Genomic DNA, 15362 nt, shown 5'->3' on the forward strand with positions numbered 1-15362 from the left:
CATGACCCGTCTTGCCGTGTTCGATTGCGACGGGACGCTCGTCGACAGCCAGGCGAATATCTGCGTCGCGTGCGAGCGTGCGTTCGAGGGCGCCGGGCTGATCCCGCCGCCGCGCGCCGACATTCGGCGGATCGTCGGGCTTAGCCTCGTCGAGGCGATGCAGGTGTTGCTGCCGGAGGCGGACGAGGCGCTGCACCGGTCGCTCGCTACCGACTACAAGAATGCGTTTCACGCGATGCGGGCGAGTGGCGAGCTTGCCGACGAGCCGTTGTTCGAGGGGATTGCCGAGGTGATCGAGACGCTTGCGGACGACGGCTGGCTGCTGGGTGTGGCGACGGGGAAGTCGGACCGGGGTCTCGCGCATATCCTCGCGGCGCACGGGATCACCGAGCGGTTCGTGACGCTGCAGACCGCGGACCGGCATCCGTCGAAGCCAGATCCGGCGATGCTGCTCGCGGCGATCGCGGAGGCAGGTGCAAGCGTGGAGACGACCGCGATGATCGGCGATACGAGCTTCGACATGGCGATGGCCCGCGCGGCCGGTGTGCGCGCCGTTGGGGTCGCGTGGGGGTATCACGACGTACACGAGCTTTCCGATGCGGGCGCGGATGTCGTTGCGACAAAGGTGCCGGACCTGCTGCATATGGTGGCGCCACGATGACCGATGCGGACAAGCTGGCGCAGCGGCGCTGGTTCGTGCTGGTCGCAGTTCGGCTGGCAGGGGTGGCGGGCGCGTTGCTCGGGCTGATCCTGATCGCGCGCGCGCATGATCTGGGGCCCAAGATTCTCGGGACGGCGATCGTGCTGTCGGCGATGGCGATGATCGCGATCGTGCCGCGCAGTCTGGCGCATCGCTGGCGGAGTCCTGACGCGTGAAGCGGTTCTGGAAAGACGTCGCGATCGATGCGGATCGGGTGGTGACGCTGGACGGCAAGCCGGTGCGGACGCCCGGGCGGCGACCGCTGGCGTTGCCGAGCGATGCGCTGGCCGAGGCGGTCGCGGCGGAATGGCGCGCGGTCGGCGAGACGATCGATCCGCGGACGATGCCGCTGACCGGGCTCGCCAATGCGGCGACCGATCCGATCGCGAACGACCCCGCGCAGTTCGCCGCGCGGCTGGCGGCGTATGGCGAGAGCGACCTGCTATGTTACCGCGCGGAGGGGCCGCCGTTGCTGGTCGAGCGGCAGGCGGCGTCCTGGGATCCGCTGCTGGCGTGGGCGCGGGGGCGATATGACGTGACGTTCGCGGTCACCACCGGCGTGATGCACGTCGCGCAACCGGACGCGACGATCGCGCGACTGCATGAGGCGGTCGTGGCGTATGACGATTTTCGATTAGCCGGGTTGTCGCCGGTGGTGACGCTGACCGGGTCGCTGGTGATCGGGCTGGCGTTGATCGAGGGCGAGATCGACGCGGATGCGGCCTGGGCAGCGGCGGGGATCGACGAGGACTGGTCGGTCGAGATGTGGGGCGAGGACTGGCAGGCGGCGGAGTTGCGCGCGTTGAAGCGGCGCGAGTTCGGGTTGGGCGTCGAGTTTCTAGAACTACTCTAGCCCCCCCCCCCTGGAAGGGAGGGGTTGGGGGTGGATCGGCTTGTTGGCTAACGCGACGATCCCCCAGCGGCCAACCCACCCCCGGCCCCTCCCTTTCAGGGAGGGGTGAAGTTAGCGCGTCAACCTGCGGATGAAACCGATCAGCCCGGTCTGGCGCGAGCGCTTCAACCGCTCCGCGGCCAGGATCGTCTTCACGCCGCGGATGCAGCTGTCGACGTCGTCGTTGACCAGTACGTAGTCATAGCCGTCCCAGTGGCTGACCTCGTTCGCCGCGCGCGACATGCGAGCTTCGATCACCTCTTCCGAATCGGTGCCGCGGCTGGTGAGGCGGCGGTGGAGTTCTTCCATCGATGGCGGGAAGATGAAGACGCGGACGACGTCGCCGCCGGCGATCTGGAAGAGCTGCTGTGCGCCCTGCCAGTCGATATCGAACAGCACATCCTTACCGGCTGCGAGCAATTCTTCGACCTGCGCGCGGGGGGTGCCGTAGCGGTGGTTGAAGACATGCGCCCATTCGAGGAACTCGTCCTTCGCGACCATGTCGCGAAAGCCTTCGAGGTCGGTGAAATGGTAATCCTTGCCGTCGATTTCGCCGGGTCGCATCGACCGGGTCGTGACCGAGACCGACATCTCGAGTTCGTGCTCGTCCGCGAGCAATCTGCGCGCGATGGTCGACTTGCCGGCACCGGACGGCGAGGACAGGACGAACAGGACTCCGCGACGACGGAAACCATGCGGGTCGGACGGAAGTGTGTGGGGCATGCGCGCCCTTGCCGCGGACCGCATATGGGCGTCAACCCATGCGCGGCCCGCGCGTGGTATTACGAAGGCGGATTAATAGCCGGCCTTGCGCGCCTTGTTGCGGTCGTAGGCCTTCTTGGCTGCATAGCCGCCGCCGAGGATCATGCCGAGTGGGCCCATGCGGCGCATCAGACCCATCGCCACGACGCCCTTCACCGCGCCCGAGGCGCCGCCCGAACCGTCGCGACGGCCCATTTCGCGGCCGACCAATGCACTGATAATACGTCCGATCATGCTTCTGACTCCCCGAAAACCTGGTCCTTGAGTTCCGCTGCACCGCGCAGCACTGCCCAGCCGATCGCGTAGGTCACGGCTAGCGGCACGACGATCTTAAGTACGTTGGCGGTGATCGCACCGATGATCGCGCCGTCCGCGTTGCCGTCGTCGCCGCTGAGCGAGTCGATGCCTGCGCCGATCAGCGCGCCTATGGTCGTTGCGCCCACGTAATTTCTCCTGTCCGTGTGGCGGGTTAGCGCGCGAGGGGCGTTTGGGTTCCCGACCTCACCAAACCCCGACCCGTCATCCTGACGAAAGTCAGGACCCAGGATTACTCAGCGGGCCGATCGTGGCTCTGGATCCTGACTTTTGTCAGGATGACGGGGAGGTCAGCGGCCGAGCATCGATTCGGGTTTGACGACGCGGCCGAAGGTTTCGGCGTCGACCAGGCCTAGCGCGAGGCCGGCTTCCTTCAGCGTCAGGCCTTCGGCGTGCGCGTATTTGGCGATCTTCGCTGCGGCGTCGTAGCCGATTTCCGGGGCTAGCGCGGTCACCAACATCAGCGAGCGGTCGAGCAGTTCCGCGATCCGCCCGCGATTGGGTTCGATTCCATCGACGCAGCGTTCCGCGAATCCTTCCATCGCGGTGGCGAGCAGGTCGATCGAGCGCAGCACGTTAGCGCCGATCAGCGGCTTGAAGACGTTCAGTTCGAGGTGGCCCTGCATGCCGCCGACGGTGACGGCGACGTGGTTGCCCATCACCTGGCCAGCGACCATCGTCAGCATCTCGCACTGCGTAGGGTTCACCTTGCCCGGCATGATCGAGCTGCCGGGCTCGTTCGCGGGCAGATCGATCTCGCCGAAGCCGCAACGGGGGCCCGAGCCGAGCAAGCGGATGTCGTTGGCGATCTTGGTCAGCGCGACCGCCAGCGTGTTGAGCGTGCCGGACAGGTGCACGAGCGGATCGTTCGACGCGAGCGCCTCGAACTTGTTGCGCGCGCTGACGAACGGCAGGCCGGTGATTGCCGCCAGTTCGTGCGCGATCGCGTCACCGAAGCCGGCGGGGGCGTTGAGGCCGGTGCCGACAGCGGTGCCGCCCTGCGCGAGGATGACCATGCCGTGGCTGATCGCGGGCTCGATGCGGTGGCGGCAGCGGTAGAGCTGGTTCGCGTAGCCGGAGAATTCCTGGCCGAGCGTCAGCGGCGTCGCGTCCTGAAGGTGCGTGCGGCCGATCTTGACAATATCGTCCCAGGCGTTGGCCTTCGCGTCGAGCGCGGCGTGCAATTTGTCGAGGGCGGGGATCAGGCGGTTAGTGGTGGCGATCGCGGCGGCGATGTGGAGCGCGGTGGGGAAGCTGTCGTTGGACGACTGGCTCATGTTGACGTGGTCGTTGGGGTGGACGGGCGACTTGCCGCCGCGGGTGCCGGTGAGGACCTCGTTGGCGCGGCCGGCGATGACTTCGTTGGCGTTCATGTTCGACTGCGTGCCGCTGCCGGTCTGCCAGATGACGAGGGGGAACTGGTCATCGAGCTTGCCGTCGATGACTTCCTGCGCGGCGGAGTCGATCGCGGTGGCGATGGTTTCATCGAGGCCGTGCGACCGGTTTACGCGGGCGGCGGCTTGTTTGACGAGGGCGAGCGCATGGACGATCTCGATCGGCATGCGTTCGCGGGTGCCGAAGGGGAAGTTCTCGATCGAGCGTGCGGTCTGGGCGCCCCAATAGGCGGCGGCGGGGACTTCGATCGGGCCGATCGTGTCGGTTTCTGTGCGGGTGGTCATGGGGAAAGAACCTTCCGGGGCTTGCGTGGGATCCCTCGCCCCTTCGGGGAGAGGGAGGGAGGAGCCGCAGGCTACGGAAGGGTGAGGGGTTTTGGGAGGAAGCGGCCTTAGCCTCACTCCCCTCTCCCTTCCCACGGCAAGTGCCGCGGGCCCCTTCCCTCTCCCCGTAGGGGCGAGGGAGTTTAGAGGGTCACTTTTTCCGTTTGAAATCCACGGCTACGACATTCGAGCCGTCTTCGATCGGCACCGCGGTCGGGCCGTCGTTTTCGGCTTCGTCGTGATCGCCGAGCGCGTCCTCCGCACCCTCCTGCGCCTGGAAGCGGAGTTCGAAGCTTACCGCGGGATCCTGGAACGCGGTGATCGCCGAGTATGGGATCACCAGCTTTGAGGGCACCTGGTTGAACGACAGCCCGATCGAGAAGCGCTCGTCGTCGACGATGAGGTCCCAGTAGCGGTTCTGCATGACGATCGTCATCTCGTCCGGGAAGCGCTCGATCAGGCGCTTGGGGATGTCGACTCCCGGGGCCTGCGTCTTGAAGGTGATGTAGAAATGATGCTCGCCGGGAAGCCCGCCGGCCTCCGCGACCGAACCGAGCACGCGGCCGACCACGGCACGCAGGGCTTCTTGTACGATCTCGTCGTACGGAATCAGGCTATCGGGCAGTCCATCGGTCATATCCCTTGGGTAGCGCCATTCGGATGCCGGTCAAGATTGCATGCGTCGTGGCGCACGTTATGGGAGGTGGCATGCGCACCGCCACGATCACCCGCTCCACCGCCGAGACGGCGATCGACGTCACCGTGAACCTCGATGGGACCGGCGTGTACGACGTCGAGACCGGGGTCGGTTTCTTCGATCACATGCTCGAACAATTGTCGCGTCACTCGCTGATCGACATCCGCGTGCGGACCAAGGGCGATCTGCATATCGACGAGCACCATACCGTCGAGGATACCGGCATCGCGATCGGCCAGGCGTTCGCGCAGGCGCTCGGCGATAAACGCGGCATCGTGCGGTACGGCGATGCGCTGTCGCCGATGGACGAGACGCTGACGCGGGTGGCGCTGGATATTTCCGGGCGGCCGTGGCTGGTGTGGAAGGATCTGTTCTCGCAGAAGCGGCTGGGTGGGATGGATACCGAGATGTTCGAGCATTTCTTCCACAGCTTCGCGCAGGCGGCGGGGATCACGCTGCACGTCGAGACGCTGTACGGGTCGAACAATCACCACATCGCCGAGGCGGCGTTCAAGGGTGTCGCGCGGGCGCTGCGGACCGCGATCGAGATCGATCCGCGCAAGGCCGATGCGATCCCGTCGACCAAGGGGATCCTGTGACTTCCCCCCTCCCGGGAAGGGAGGGGCCGGGGGTGGGTTGGCTGCTGGGGAAGCACGATGCCGGCCAACCGGCCGACCCACCCCCTACCCCTCCCTTCCAGGGAGGGGGGTTATGTTAGCCCTTATCGATTACGGTGCTGGGAACCTGCATTCGGTCGAGAACGCGTTGCGGACGGCTGGGTGTGTCGATCTGATCGTGACTTCGGATGCGGATGTCGTTGCGAAGGCTGACCGGATCGTGCTGCCGGGTGTGGGCGCGTACGGCGCCTGTGCGGCGGCTTTGCGCGCGGTGCCGGGGATGGTGGAGGCGCTTAACCGGCGGGTGCGGGACGAGGGTACGCCGTTTCTCGGCATCTGCGTCGGCATGCAGTTGATGGCCGATGCGGGCGAAGAGATGGGGACTCATGCCGGGCTTGGCTGGGTCTCAGGGCGCGTGCGGCGGCTGGAACCGGGAACGATGGAAGCCAAGGTTCCGCATATGGGGTGGAACGATGTCGTTCCGTCCGTCGCGCATCCGCTGATCGAGCCGGGCGAGGCGTATTTCCTGCATAGCTTTGCCTTCGAAGGCGCCGACGTTCTAGCGACGACCGAACATGCCGGCGCGGTCACCGCGGCGATCGGTCGCGACACGATGATCGGCGTGCAGTTTCATCCTGAGAAGAGCCAGCGCTACGGCCTGGCCTTGCTTGAACGTTTCCTGGAGTGGCGGCCATAAATACCCCTGCGAGCCTTATCATTTTCCCCGCAATCGACCTCAAGGCGGGTCAGGTGGTGCGTCTCGCCGAGGGCGATATGGACCGGGCGACCGTGTACGGCGACGATCCCGCGGCGCAGGCGATGCTGTTCGCCGAGGCGGGTGCGGAGCATCTGCATGTGGTCGATCTCGACGGTGCGTTCGCGGGGGCTTCGGTCAATGGCGACGCGGTGCGGTCGATCGTGGCGCAGTTTCCGGGGCATGTGCAGCTTGGCGGCGGCATCCGGACGCGGGCGAGCGTCGAGGGCTGGTTCGATCTGGGCGTCTCCCGCGTGGTGATCGGGACGGCGGCGCTGGAGGACCCCGAGTTCGTGCGCGGCGTGGCGAAGGATTTTCCGGGCGGGATCGTCGTCGCGGTCGACGCGAAGGACGGCATGGTCGCGACCAAGGGCTGGGCGGACGTGTCGACCACGAGCGCGGTCGATCTGGCGCGGCGGTTCGAGGATGCGGGGGTGGCGTCGTTGCTGTTTACCGATGTCGGGCGCGACGGGATGCTGAAGGGGTGCAACGTCGACGCGACGGTCGATCTGGCGCGGTCGGTGGACATTCCGGTGATCGCCAGCGGCGGGGTCAAGGGGATTGCCGAGATCCACGTTCTGGCTTTGCATGTGCGGGATGGCGTCGAGGGCGTGATTACCGGGCGGGCGTTGTACGACGGCCGGCTCGATCTTGCGGCGGCATTGAGCGTGGCGAAGGCTGCATGATGGTTCACGCGGAGACGCGGAGACGCGGAGAGAAGTTGAGCGCCGCAGGCAGAAACTTGTTCGCGCAGAGGCGCAGAGGCGCGGAGAGTAAGAAGTTACGCCCGGCTCCCCTTCTCTCTCTCAGCGCCTCTGCGCCTCTGCGCGAAATATTCTTCTTAGCGGCTCCGCCGCGTCTCCGCGTCTCCGCGTCTCCGCGTGAACAAAACCTTCGGCGCAGCGCATGACGGTCCGCGCGCGCGTCATTCCGTGTCTCGACGTTGCCGATGGGCGCGTGGTGAAGGGCGTGAACTTCGTCGAACTGCGCGACGCCGGCGATCCGGTCGAGCAGGCGCGGGCGTATGATGCGGCCGGGGCGGACGAGCTGTGTTTCCTCGATATCGGTGCCTCCCATGAGGGTCGGGGGACGATCCTCGACGTCGTGCGGCGGACCGCGGCGGTGTGCTTCATGCCGCTTACCGTTGGCGGTGGCGTGAGGACGGCGGACGATGCAAGGGCGTTGTTGCTGGCGGGGGCGGACAAGGTGGCCGTGAACTCCGCGGCGGTGGAGCGGCCGGAACTGGTGGCGGATATCGCCGAGCGGTTTGGCAGCCAGTGCTGCGTCGCGAGCGTCGATGCGCGGCGGTCGGGCGAAGGCTGGGAAGTGTTCACGCATGGCGGCCGCCGCGCGACCGGGATCGACGCGATCGCGCATGCGCTGAAGCTTGCCGAATTGGGCGCGGGCGAGTTGCTCGTCACGTCGATGGACCGTGACGGGACGCGGAGTGGCTACGATCTCGACCTGATCCGGGCGATTTCGGACCGCGTCAGCGTACCGGTGGTGGCGAGCGGCGGGGTCGGCGGGCTCGACGATCTGGTGGCCGGGATCCGCGACGGGCATGCGAGCGCAGTGCTGGCGGCGTCGATTTTCCATTTCGGGCAGGCGTCGATCGGCGACGCGCATGCCGCGCTGGCGGCAGCCGGGATTCCGGTGCGGACCCCCGTTCGTTCGACGGCCTGAGCGCATGCCCGCGCTTGCCATTCTTTCGGTCCAGTCCGGGCATAGCGGCGTCGTCCACCCGCGCACCGGGCCCGAGATGTCGGACATCGCGCTGTTCGGGTTTGCGGCGATCGGCGTGTGGCTGGTGCGGCGGGCGTTGCGCAAGCGGTTCGCGAAGACCAAGCCGCGCGAGAAGGATTGACCCGCCTGCCCGCGTGCGTCAGCACGCCGCGCATGGACCCCGTATTTGACCGCCTCGAGGCGACCATCCGCGCCCGCCGCGATGCGCCCGCCGACACCTCCTATACTGCGAGCCTGTTCGCCAAGGGTCGCCCGAAGATCGCGCAGAAGCTCGGCGAGGAAGCCGTCGAGACGGTGATCGCGGCGTGCTCGGGCGACGAGGCAAGCATCGTGCCGGAAGCGGCGGACCTGATGTTCCATCTGGCGGTGTTGCTGGCGGATGCAGGGTTGAGTCTCGACGACGTGCGCGCCGAGCTGGAGCGGCGCGAGGGCGTTGGCGGCCTGGTCGAAAAAGCGGGTCGGACCGCGTGAGTCGCCAGCATGCCACTCCCATCCTGATCAATGCGGAATCGGTCTGCTCTACGCCGCTCGTACCGTTGCCGATGGGCGCGGGGGTCGGGCAGGTCAGCGAGGCCGAGATTCAGGTGCTGGTCCATGAACATCCCGGCTGCCTGCCGATCACCGAGATCGATCCGTTGTTCGGCGATGCGGTCGCGATCTGCACCGAACTCATGACGCCGGCTGGATCGATCGACAATCTGCTAGTCACCCCTTCGGGCCTGCCGATCATCGTCGAGTGCAAGCTGTGGCGCAATCCGGAGAGCCGGCGCGAAGTGGTCGGCCAGATTCTTGATTACGCGAAGGAACTTGGCCGCTGGTCGTCCGCCGATCTCCAGCGCGAAGTGCGGCGGGCGTTGCAGTGCGGCGGCGATCCGGTGCTGGAGCTCGTCCGGGCAGCCGGGCACGAGGTCGACGAGATCGCGTTCGGAGACATGCTGACCGCGAACCTACGGCGCGGTCGCTTTCTGCTGCTCATCGTCGGCGACGGTATCCGCGAGGGCGTCGAGGCGATCGCACAATATCTCCAGGCGCAGGCGGGGCTGCATTTCACGCTCGGGTTGGTGGAATTGCCGATTTACGTGATGCCCGATGGCGCCAAGCTCGTCGTGCCGCGCGTACTGGCACGGACGCATGTGGTGACACGCACCGTCGTCGCCGTGCCCGATGGTTTGCAGGTCGTGGACGACGATGACGTCCAGCAGGCGGCGGACGACGGCCTCGACGATATGGGCGCCGACCGCCTGCGGTTCTGGACCGAGTTTGCCGAGGGGCTGATGCTCGACGATCCTGACCAGCCGAGGCCGAAAGTGAGCAAACAGGGCTATATCTGGATCGCGATGCCGGTGCCGAACGGCTCTTGCTGGCTGACCGCATACCGCAGCCTTCGCACCAGCAAGGTCGGTGTCTTCCTGTCATTTACCCGAAACACGCTCGGCGAGCGGCTGGTGCGCCGCGTCGTCGAGGACTGGACGGTCATCCGCTGCGAACTGGGCGGCACAGTAACCTGCCAACCCGACAAATATAGTCGGCCGTTGATCGCCGACGAGTTCGTGGTGACGTCGCTGTCCGATCCTGCCGAACGGACGCGCGCAATCCATTGGCTTCAGGGCCGCACCAACGACTTCGTCAACACGCTGCGGCCGCGTATCAAATCCGCCGCGGCCGAAATTTCGCAGGAGTAAGCGATGCCGATCGACGCCACCCAGCCTTACGACGACCAGAACATCTTCGCGAAGATCCTGCGCGGCGAGATCCCGTCGCAGCGGGTGTACGACGACGAGTTCGCGATCGCGTTCCACGACATCAACCCGCAGGCGCCGACGCATCTGCTCGTGATCCCCAAGGGCGCGTACGTGTCGTGGGACGACTTTTCCGCGCGGGCGCCCGATGCGGAGATCGCCGGCTTCATCCGTGCGGTCGGCGAAGTGGCGCGTGCGGCGGGGCTGGTCGAACCGGGGTATCGCCTGCTCGCGAACATCGGCCAGGACGGACACCAGGAGGTGCCGCACCTGCACGTTCATGTCTTCGGCGGGCGTCCGCTCGGGCCGATGCTGGCGCGATAGGGCAGCTTCACCGCACTAAAGGATTGCACGTAATAAAATTGCCATTAGGCTCGGGCGCTTGAGCAAGGGGGCCTTTTGACCCGGCCCTCGCTATCCCCGGGGGACACCGCGTTGATTTTTGGTCGCGTAAAATCGCTGGACGCCATTCTGGCGACGGCAGAGAAAAAGGGGTTGGCGCGAACGCTCAGCGCGTTTCAGCTGACCCTGCTGGGCGTCGGCGCGGTGATCGGCACGGGTATCTTCGTGCTGACGTCCGAAGCCGCGCAGAAGGCCGGCCCGGGCATGTTGCTGAGCTTCGTCGTCGCAGGCTTCGTCTGCGCGGTGGCGGCGCTGTGCTATTCCGAACTCGCGTCGATGGTGCCGGTGTCGGGCTCGGCCTATACCTATACCTACGCGGTCACGGGTGAGCTGCTCGCCTGGATGGTCGGCTGGGCGCTGATCCTCGAATATGCGGTCGGCGCGAGCGCGGTTGCGGTCGGCTGGTCGAACCATCTCGCCGGGCTGCTCGACGGGATCGGCTTCCACATCCCCAATGCCTTACGCAACGCCGACGCGCTGATGGCGCACGTGCAGGTCGCGTTCGGCGCCACGCCCAACGTCGATCTGCAGACCGCGATGACGGTCGGCGGCTTCATGAACCTGCCCGCGGTGATCATCATCGGCCTCGTCACGTGGCTGCTGGTCGTCGGCACGACCGAGAGCGCACGCGTCAACGCCGTGCTGGTGCTGATCAAGATCGCCGCGCTGACCGCGTTCATCGCGCTGACGATCCCGGTCCTCAAGGCGGACAATTTCCACCCCTTCCTGCCCTACGGCGTCGGCAATCCGCTGAGCTCGTCGGGCGTCGGCGTGCTCGGTGCGGCGGCGTCGATCTTCTTTGCCTATGTAGGATTCGATGCGGTCTCGACGGCGGCGGAGGAGACCAAGAATCCGCAACGCAACGTGCCGATCGGGCTGATCGCCAGCCTCGGCATCTGTACGCTGTTCTACCTGCTGGTCGCATCGGGCGCGATCGGTGCGATCGGCGCGAACCCGGTGACGACCGCCGATGGCGGCATCCTGGCACCGGGCTCGGCCGAGATGGCGGGGCGTTGCGCGGCGATCGTCGCAGGGGGCGCGATGGAGCCATTGGTCTGCTCGAAGGAAGCGCTCGTGCATGTGCTCCAGGAAATCCACTGGCCGATCATGGGCCGGCTGGTCGGCCTCGCCGCCGTGCTGGCGCTGCCGTCGGTGGTGCTGATGATGATGTTCGGCCAGACCCGCGTGTTCTTCACGATGGCGCGCGACGGCCTGTTGCCGGCGCGGCTCGCGTCGATCCATCCGAAGTTCCGCACGCCGCATGTCGTCACGATCGTGACGGGCATCGCCGCGGCTGTCGCAGCGGCGATCCTGCCCGTCGGCAAGCTCGCCGATTATTCCAACGCGGGCACGCTGTTCGCGTTCATGATGGTGGCGATTTCCGTGATGGTGCTGCGCAAGACCGACCCCGGCCGCAAGCGTCCGTTCCGCACGCCGGCGGTGTACATCGTTGCACCACTCGCGATCATCGGCTGCATCGGGCTGTATCTGTCGCTGCCGCTGACCGCCAAGCTGGTCTTGCCAGGCTGGGGCGCGATCGGGTTGGCGATCTACTTCCTCTACAGCCGCTCGCGCAGCCATGTCGGGCTGGGGATCGATGTCGACGACGTCGATACCGCGGCGCCGGGCAGCCACTGATCGAGCCCAAGAAAAAAGGGCCGCGGGAGGAAACTCCCGCGGCCCTTTTTTTTGTCTTTGCACCAAAGCTTGTTCTCCCGCGAAGGCGGGAGCCCAGTCTGGGTCCCCGCCTTCGCGGGGACACAAGCTCAGGTCAGCCGATATGCTTGGCGGCGAGTGCCTTCATGTCGACCATTGGACGGGCGCCGACATGGCTGATGATCTCGGCCGCGCAGACCGCACCGAGCTTCAGCGATGCCTGCAGGTCGTAGCTCTGCGCCTGACCGTGGAGGAAGCCCGCCGCGAACAGATCGCCCGCACCGGTGGTATCGACGACCTTGGCGATCGGCTCGGCCTTGACCTCGGCGCGGTTGCCGTTCTGAAGCGCGCAGGCGCCGTGCTCGCCGCGGGTGACGACCAGCGTCGGGACCTGTGCGGAAATCTTGGCGACCGCTGCGTCGAAGTCTTCCGTCTCGGCGAGAGCGGCAAGTTCGCCTTCGTTGGCGAACAGGATGTCGATCAGGCCGTCCGAGAGCAGCTGGCGGAAATCACCACCGTGGCGCGAGATGCAGAACACGTCGCTGAGCGTGAACGCGACCTTCCGGCCGGCATCGCGCGCGCAATCGATCGCAGCGCGCATCGCGGCGCGCGGTTCTTCGGGATCCCAGAGATAGCCTTCGAGATACAGGATCGCGCTGTCGGCGATCATCGCGGTATCGATCGCGGCGGCGGGGAGGAACTGGCCTGCACCGAGGAAGGTGTTCATCGTGCGCTGGCCGTCGGGCGTCACGAAGATCAGGCAGCGGCCGGTTGTCGGGTCGCCGGCGCGGACGGGCGTGGCGAACTCGATGCCGATGCTGCGGACGTCATGCGCGAAGACCTGGCCGAGCTGGTCGTCGGCGACCTGGCCGATGAACCCGCACTTGCCGCCGAGCGCGGCGATGCCGGCGACGGTGTTGGCGGCCGAGCCGCCGGAGATTTCCATGCCCGGGCCCATCTTCGCGTAGAGCGCGTCGGCCTCTTCCGACGAGAACATGAGCTGCATCGAGCCCTTGGCGACGCCGATCTCTTCGATGAACGCGTCATCGGCGGTGCTGAGGATGTCGACGATGGCATTGCCGATCGCGACGACGTCGTAGGTGGGAGCGTCGGTGGTGGGGGTGGACAAGGGGAAGTCTCCGGGCGGACGGGAAAGCGTTGCCGTAAATCGCGGAAGGGATTGGCGCAACCGGCGCGGCAAGCGTGGCCGCGACCAGAGGTACACGCCAAGACCTCACGCGAAACCCGGATCCCTGTTGGGGCTAAAGGTCAGCCGGTATCTTGGGAGACCGAGATACCCGACGCGATCAGCCGTCCAGGATCGCGACGGCGCGGGTCCAGCCCGCCGACGCGGCGCGAATCTTGACTGGAAAGCAGGCGATCGTGAATCCGGTCGCTGGCAATTGCTCCAGATTGTGCAGCTTCTCGATGTGACAATATCCGATGTCACGCCCGGCCTTGTGACCTTCCCAGATCAGCGTCGCATCGCCGCTCTCGGCGTATCGGGCGGCGGTATGCACGAACGGCGCGTCCCAGCTCCACGCATCGGTTCCCGTGACGCGAACGCCCCGCTCGGTCAGGTACAGCGTGGCGTCGCGCCCCATGCCGCACCCCGACGCAACATAATCGTCGTGCCCGAACCGCATGCCCGCACGCGTGTTGACGACGACGATCTCCAGTGGCGACAGCGTGTGCCCGATCCTCTGCAGTTCCGCCTCGACGTCGGCAGCGCTGACGACATAGCCATCGGGGAAATGCCGGAAATCCAGCTTCACGCCGGACTGGAAGCACCAGTCGAGCGGAACCTCGTCGATCGTGATCGCCCGCTTTCCGCCATCCATCGTCGAGGCATAATGATACGGCGCATCGAGATGCGTGCCGTTATGCGTGATGAGCGTCACGCGCTCGATCGCCCAGGCCTCGCCATCGGGCAGGTCTGTAGCCTGCAACCCTGGGAAAAATCCCAGCAGGCCAGGAATGGACGCCTTGTGATCGATATACTCGATATGAGGACCATGACCGGGAGGGTCCGACAGCACGTCGTTCTCGAGGAATACCGACAGATCGACGATCGTACGTGGCATGATGGTCTCCGTTCTATCGCCGTCGTGACGCAGGCTATCCTGCGCGGTGGCAAGGTAGGTGCATGCCCAAACTGGTGCCGGATCGGGCCGATGTTTGCTAGTCGTCGTGGATCCAGGATCGGTGGCTCGCCGTATTCGCGGAACTGATTATCCGTTAGTCTCGAGAGTCGCGCTATCGAAAGCCGCGTTGACCTTCGCGCGACCGCGCGGCATCCCGAGACGATGCTCCGCGCCCTCCTGCTTTCGCTTGGCCAGCTTACCGATCCGCCGGTGCTGCGCGTGTTCGTCAAGTCGATGGTCGTGACGCTACTCGTCTTCGCGTTGCTCGGCGTTGGCACGTGGTGGGGCACGCAAGCCGCACTGGCCGCGTGGCTCGACTGGCACGCCGACGGACTCGCGGCGGCGTTCGCGCTGTTCGTCACGATCCTCGCGCTATGGCTGCTGTTCCGCGCGGTCGCGATCGCGGTCGTCGGGATCTTCGCGGACGAAGTCGTCGAAGCGGTCGAGGCGCGGCATTATCCGGACGCGCTGAAGACCGCCCGCCCCGTCGCGTTGGCGCGCAGCTTAGCAATGGGGCTCCGCTCGGCCGCTCGCGTCGTGCTCGTCAACCTGGTGATGCTGCCGGTCTACATCGCGCTGCTCGTCACTGGGGTCGGCACCGCTGCGGCGTTCTTCGTGGTCAATGGTTGGCTGCTCGGGCGCGATCTTGGCGACATGGTCGCGGCGCGGCATATGGATGCGGCGGCGATGCGGGGCTGGCGTGCGACGACCAAGGGGAGCCGGTTCGCGCTGGGGCTTGCGAACACCGGGCTGTTCGTGGTTCCGATCCTCAACATCGCCGCGCCCGTGCTGGGGGCCGCGATGGCGACGCATTATTTCCACAGCCAGTATTCCCGTAAGGTCCGAGCATGACGCGATTGACGACGATAGGGATCGCTCTGGCGCTGAGTGGCGGGCTGGCAGGTTGCGCCGCCCCGGTCGCGAAACCCGCGGTAGGCCGCCCCGCAATCCCCTATACGAGCGTCGGCCTGGAACGCGTCCTTGGCCAGGATGCCGCCGGCCTGACCAAATTGTTCGGCCAGCCCGACGCCGACGTCCGCGAGGGCAGCGCGCGGAAACTTCAGTTCCAGAGCGGGATTTGCGTGCTCGACGCGTATCTCTATCCCAAGGGATCCGACGCCCCCCGCGTCACCTATCTCGACGCACGCGAACCCGACGGCAGCACGATCGACCGCGCCAGTTGCGTCGCCGCACTGACCCGGCGCGAGGGGGGCAAATAGCCT

The 15362-nt window shown here is 66.3% G+C and carries 21 protein-coding genes; 14 read left to right on the forward strand and 7 right to left on the reverse strand.

Annotated features, from left to right (window positions below; all coding sequences use genetic code 11):
• The first annotated feature begins 1 nt into the window (after position 1).
• Genes C8J44_RS10440 through C8J44_RS10450 form a run of 3 tightly spaced genes read left to right on the forward strand, consistent with a single transcriptional unit; the run spans position 2 to position 1553 of the window.
• On the forward strand, positions 2-661 hold the full coding sequence (locus C8J44_RS10440; protein WP_121904414.1) for an HAD-IA family hydrolase: 660 nt from the start codon (positions 2-4) through the stop codon (positions 659-661).
• Positions 658-876, forward strand: coding sequence for a hypothetical protein (locus tag C8J44_RS10445; protein WP_121904415.1), 219 nt, complete (start codon positions 658-660; stop codon positions 874-876). The genes C8J44_RS10440 and C8J44_RS10445 overlap by 4 nt, the downstream gene beginning before the upstream one ends.
• Positions 873-1553 (forward strand): ATP12 family chaperone protein, encoded by a 681-nt coding sequence (locus C8J44_RS10450; RefSeq protein ID WP_121904416.1) that lies wholly within the window; start codon positions 873-875, stop codon positions 1551-1553. Before C8J44_RS10445 ends, C8J44_RS10450 begins: the two co-directional genes overlap by 4 nt.
• Positions 1554-1664: 111 nt before the next feature.
• On the opposite strand, the gene gmk is transcribed toward C8J44_RS10450, so the two are convergent.
• The 5 genes from gmk to C8J44_RS10475 all read right to left on the reverse strand — a co-directional run bounded on the left by gmk (position 1665) and on the right by C8J44_RS10475 (position 5024).
• Complete coding sequence (gene gmk, locus C8J44_RS10455) at positions 1665-2315, reverse strand: guanylate kinase (RefSeq protein WP_121904417.1); 651 nt, start codon at positions 2313-2315, stop codon at positions 1665-1667.
• A 72-nt stretch (positions 2316-2387) separates the two neighbouring features.
• Entirely contained in the window at positions 2388-2588 is a 201-nt protein-coding gene (locus C8J44_RS10460; protein ID WP_056052077.1) for a hypothetical protein, read from the reverse strand.
• Positions 2585-2797 carry a hypothetical protein gene (locus C8J44_RS10465; RefSeq protein ID WP_056052081.1) on the reverse strand — a complete coding sequence of 71 codons (213 nt, stop codon included), beginning with the start codon at positions 2795-2797 and terminating at the stop codon, positions 2585-2587. The genes C8J44_RS10460 and C8J44_RS10465 overlap by 4 nt, the downstream gene beginning before the upstream one ends.
• A 162-nt stretch (positions 2798-2959) precedes the next feature.
• Entirely contained in the window at positions 2960-4348 is a 1389-nt protein-coding gene (gene fumC / locus C8J44_RS10470) for a class II fumarate hydratase (RefSeq protein WP_121904418.1), read from the reverse strand.
• A gap of 190 nt (positions 4349-4538) precedes the next feature.
• Complete coding sequence (locus C8J44_RS10475) at positions 4539-5024, reverse strand: SspB family protein (RefSeq protein WP_056489744.1); 486 nt, start codon at positions 5022-5024, stop codon at positions 4539-4541.
• 71 nt (positions 5025-5095) lie between these two features.
• Between C8J44_RS10475 and hisB the strand changes: the two genes are divergently transcribed.
• The 9 genes from hisB (at position 5096) to C8J44_RS10515 (ending at position 11977) form a co-directional block, all read left to right on the forward strand.
• Positions 5096-5683: an imidazoleglycerol-phosphate dehydratase HisB gene (gene hisB, locus C8J44_RS10480; protein WP_121904419.1), complete on the forward strand. Its 588-nt coding sequence runs from the start codon at positions 5096-5098 to the stop codon at positions 5681-5683.
• A gap of 112 nt (positions 5684-5795) precedes the next feature.
• A complete protein-coding gene (hisH, locus tag C8J44_RS10485) occupies positions 5796-6398 on the forward strand; it encodes an imidazole glycerol phosphate synthase subunit HisH (protein WP_121904420.1) in 603 nt (200 codons plus the stop codon).
• Positions 6395-7141 carry a 1-(5-phosphoribosyl)-5-[(5-phosphoribosylamino)methylideneamino]imidazole-4-carboxamide isomerase gene (gene hisA, locus C8J44_RS10490; protein ID WP_121904701.1) on the forward strand — a complete coding sequence of 249 codons (747 nt, stop codon included), beginning with the start codon at positions 6395-6397 and terminating at the stop codon, positions 7139-7141. The genes hisH and hisA overlap by 4 nt, the downstream gene beginning before the upstream one ends.
• 220 nt (positions 7142-7361) lie before the next feature.
• The gene (gene hisF, locus C8J44_RS10495; protein WP_121904421.1) at positions 7362-8138 is read left to right on the forward strand and encodes an imidazole glycerol phosphate synthase subunit HisF; all 777 of its coding nucleotides are present in this window, start codon (positions 7362-7364) and stop codon (positions 8136-8138) included.
• A 4-nt stretch (positions 8139-8142) separates the two neighbouring features.
• Positions 8143-8319 (forward strand): hypothetical protein, encoded by a 177-nt coding sequence (locus tag C8J44_RS18475; RefSeq protein WP_183128753.1) that lies wholly within the window; start codon positions 8143-8145, stop codon positions 8317-8319.
• A 32-nt stretch (positions 8320-8351) separates the two neighbouring features.
• Positions 8352-8669 carry a phosphoribosyl-ATP diphosphatase gene (locus C8J44_RS10500; protein ID WP_121904422.1) on the forward strand — a complete coding sequence of 106 codons (318 nt, stop codon included), beginning with the start codon at positions 8352-8354 and terminating at the stop codon, positions 8667-8669.
• The gene (locus C8J44_RS10505; protein ID WP_121904423.1) at positions 8666-9880 is read left to right on the forward strand and encodes a hypothetical protein; all 1215 of its coding nucleotides are present in this window, start codon (positions 8666-8668) and stop codon (positions 9878-9880) included. The genes C8J44_RS10500 and C8J44_RS10505 overlap by 4 nt, the downstream gene beginning before the upstream one ends.
• A gap of 3 nt (positions 9881-9883) precedes the next feature.
• Positions 9884-10261, forward strand: a complete 378-nt coding sequence (locus C8J44_RS10510) for a histidine triad nucleotide-binding protein (protein ID WP_121904424.1) — start codon at positions 9884-9886, stop codon at positions 10259-10261.
• 111 nt (positions 10262-10372) lie between these two features.
• Entirely contained in the window at positions 10373-11977 is a 1605-nt protein-coding gene (locus C8J44_RS10515; RefSeq protein WP_121904425.1) for an amino acid permease, read from the forward strand.
• A gap of 133 nt (positions 11978-12110) precedes the next feature.
• On the opposite strand, the gene C8J44_RS10520 is transcribed toward C8J44_RS10515, so the two are convergent.
• Both C8J44_RS10520 and C8J44_RS10525 read right to left on the reverse strand, forming a co-directional pair.
• Positions 12111-13124, reverse strand: coding sequence for an adenosine kinase (locus tag C8J44_RS10520; protein WP_121904426.1), 1014 nt, complete (start codon positions 13122-13124; stop codon positions 12111-12113).
• A gap of 178 nt (positions 13125-13302) precedes the next feature.
• Positions 13303-14079, reverse strand: a complete 777-nt coding sequence (locus C8J44_RS10525) for a cyclase family protein (RefSeq protein ID WP_121884183.1) — start codon at positions 14077-14079, stop codon at positions 13303-13305.
• Positions 14080-14301: 222 nt separating this feature from the next.
• On the opposite strand from C8J44_RS10525, the gene C8J44_RS10530 reads away from it, so the two are divergent.
• Positions 14302-14991: an EI24 domain-containing protein gene (locus C8J44_RS10530; RefSeq protein ID WP_121904427.1), complete on the forward strand. Its 690-nt coding sequence runs from the start codon at positions 14302-14304 to the stop codon at positions 14989-14991.
• Complete coding sequence (locus tag C8J44_RS10535; protein ID WP_121904428.1) at positions 14988-15359, forward strand: hypothetical protein; 372 nt, start codon at positions 14988-14990, stop codon at positions 15357-15359. Before C8J44_RS10530 ends, C8J44_RS10535 begins: the two co-directional genes overlap by 4 nt.
• The last annotated feature ends 3 nt before the right edge of the window (positions 15360-15362 follow it).

It is taken from the genome of Sphingomonas sp. PP-CE-3A-406, from assembly GCF_003688625.1.
Taxonomy (GTDB): Bacteria; Pseudomonadota; Alphaproteobacteria; order Sphingomonadales; family Sphingomonadaceae; genus Sphingomonas.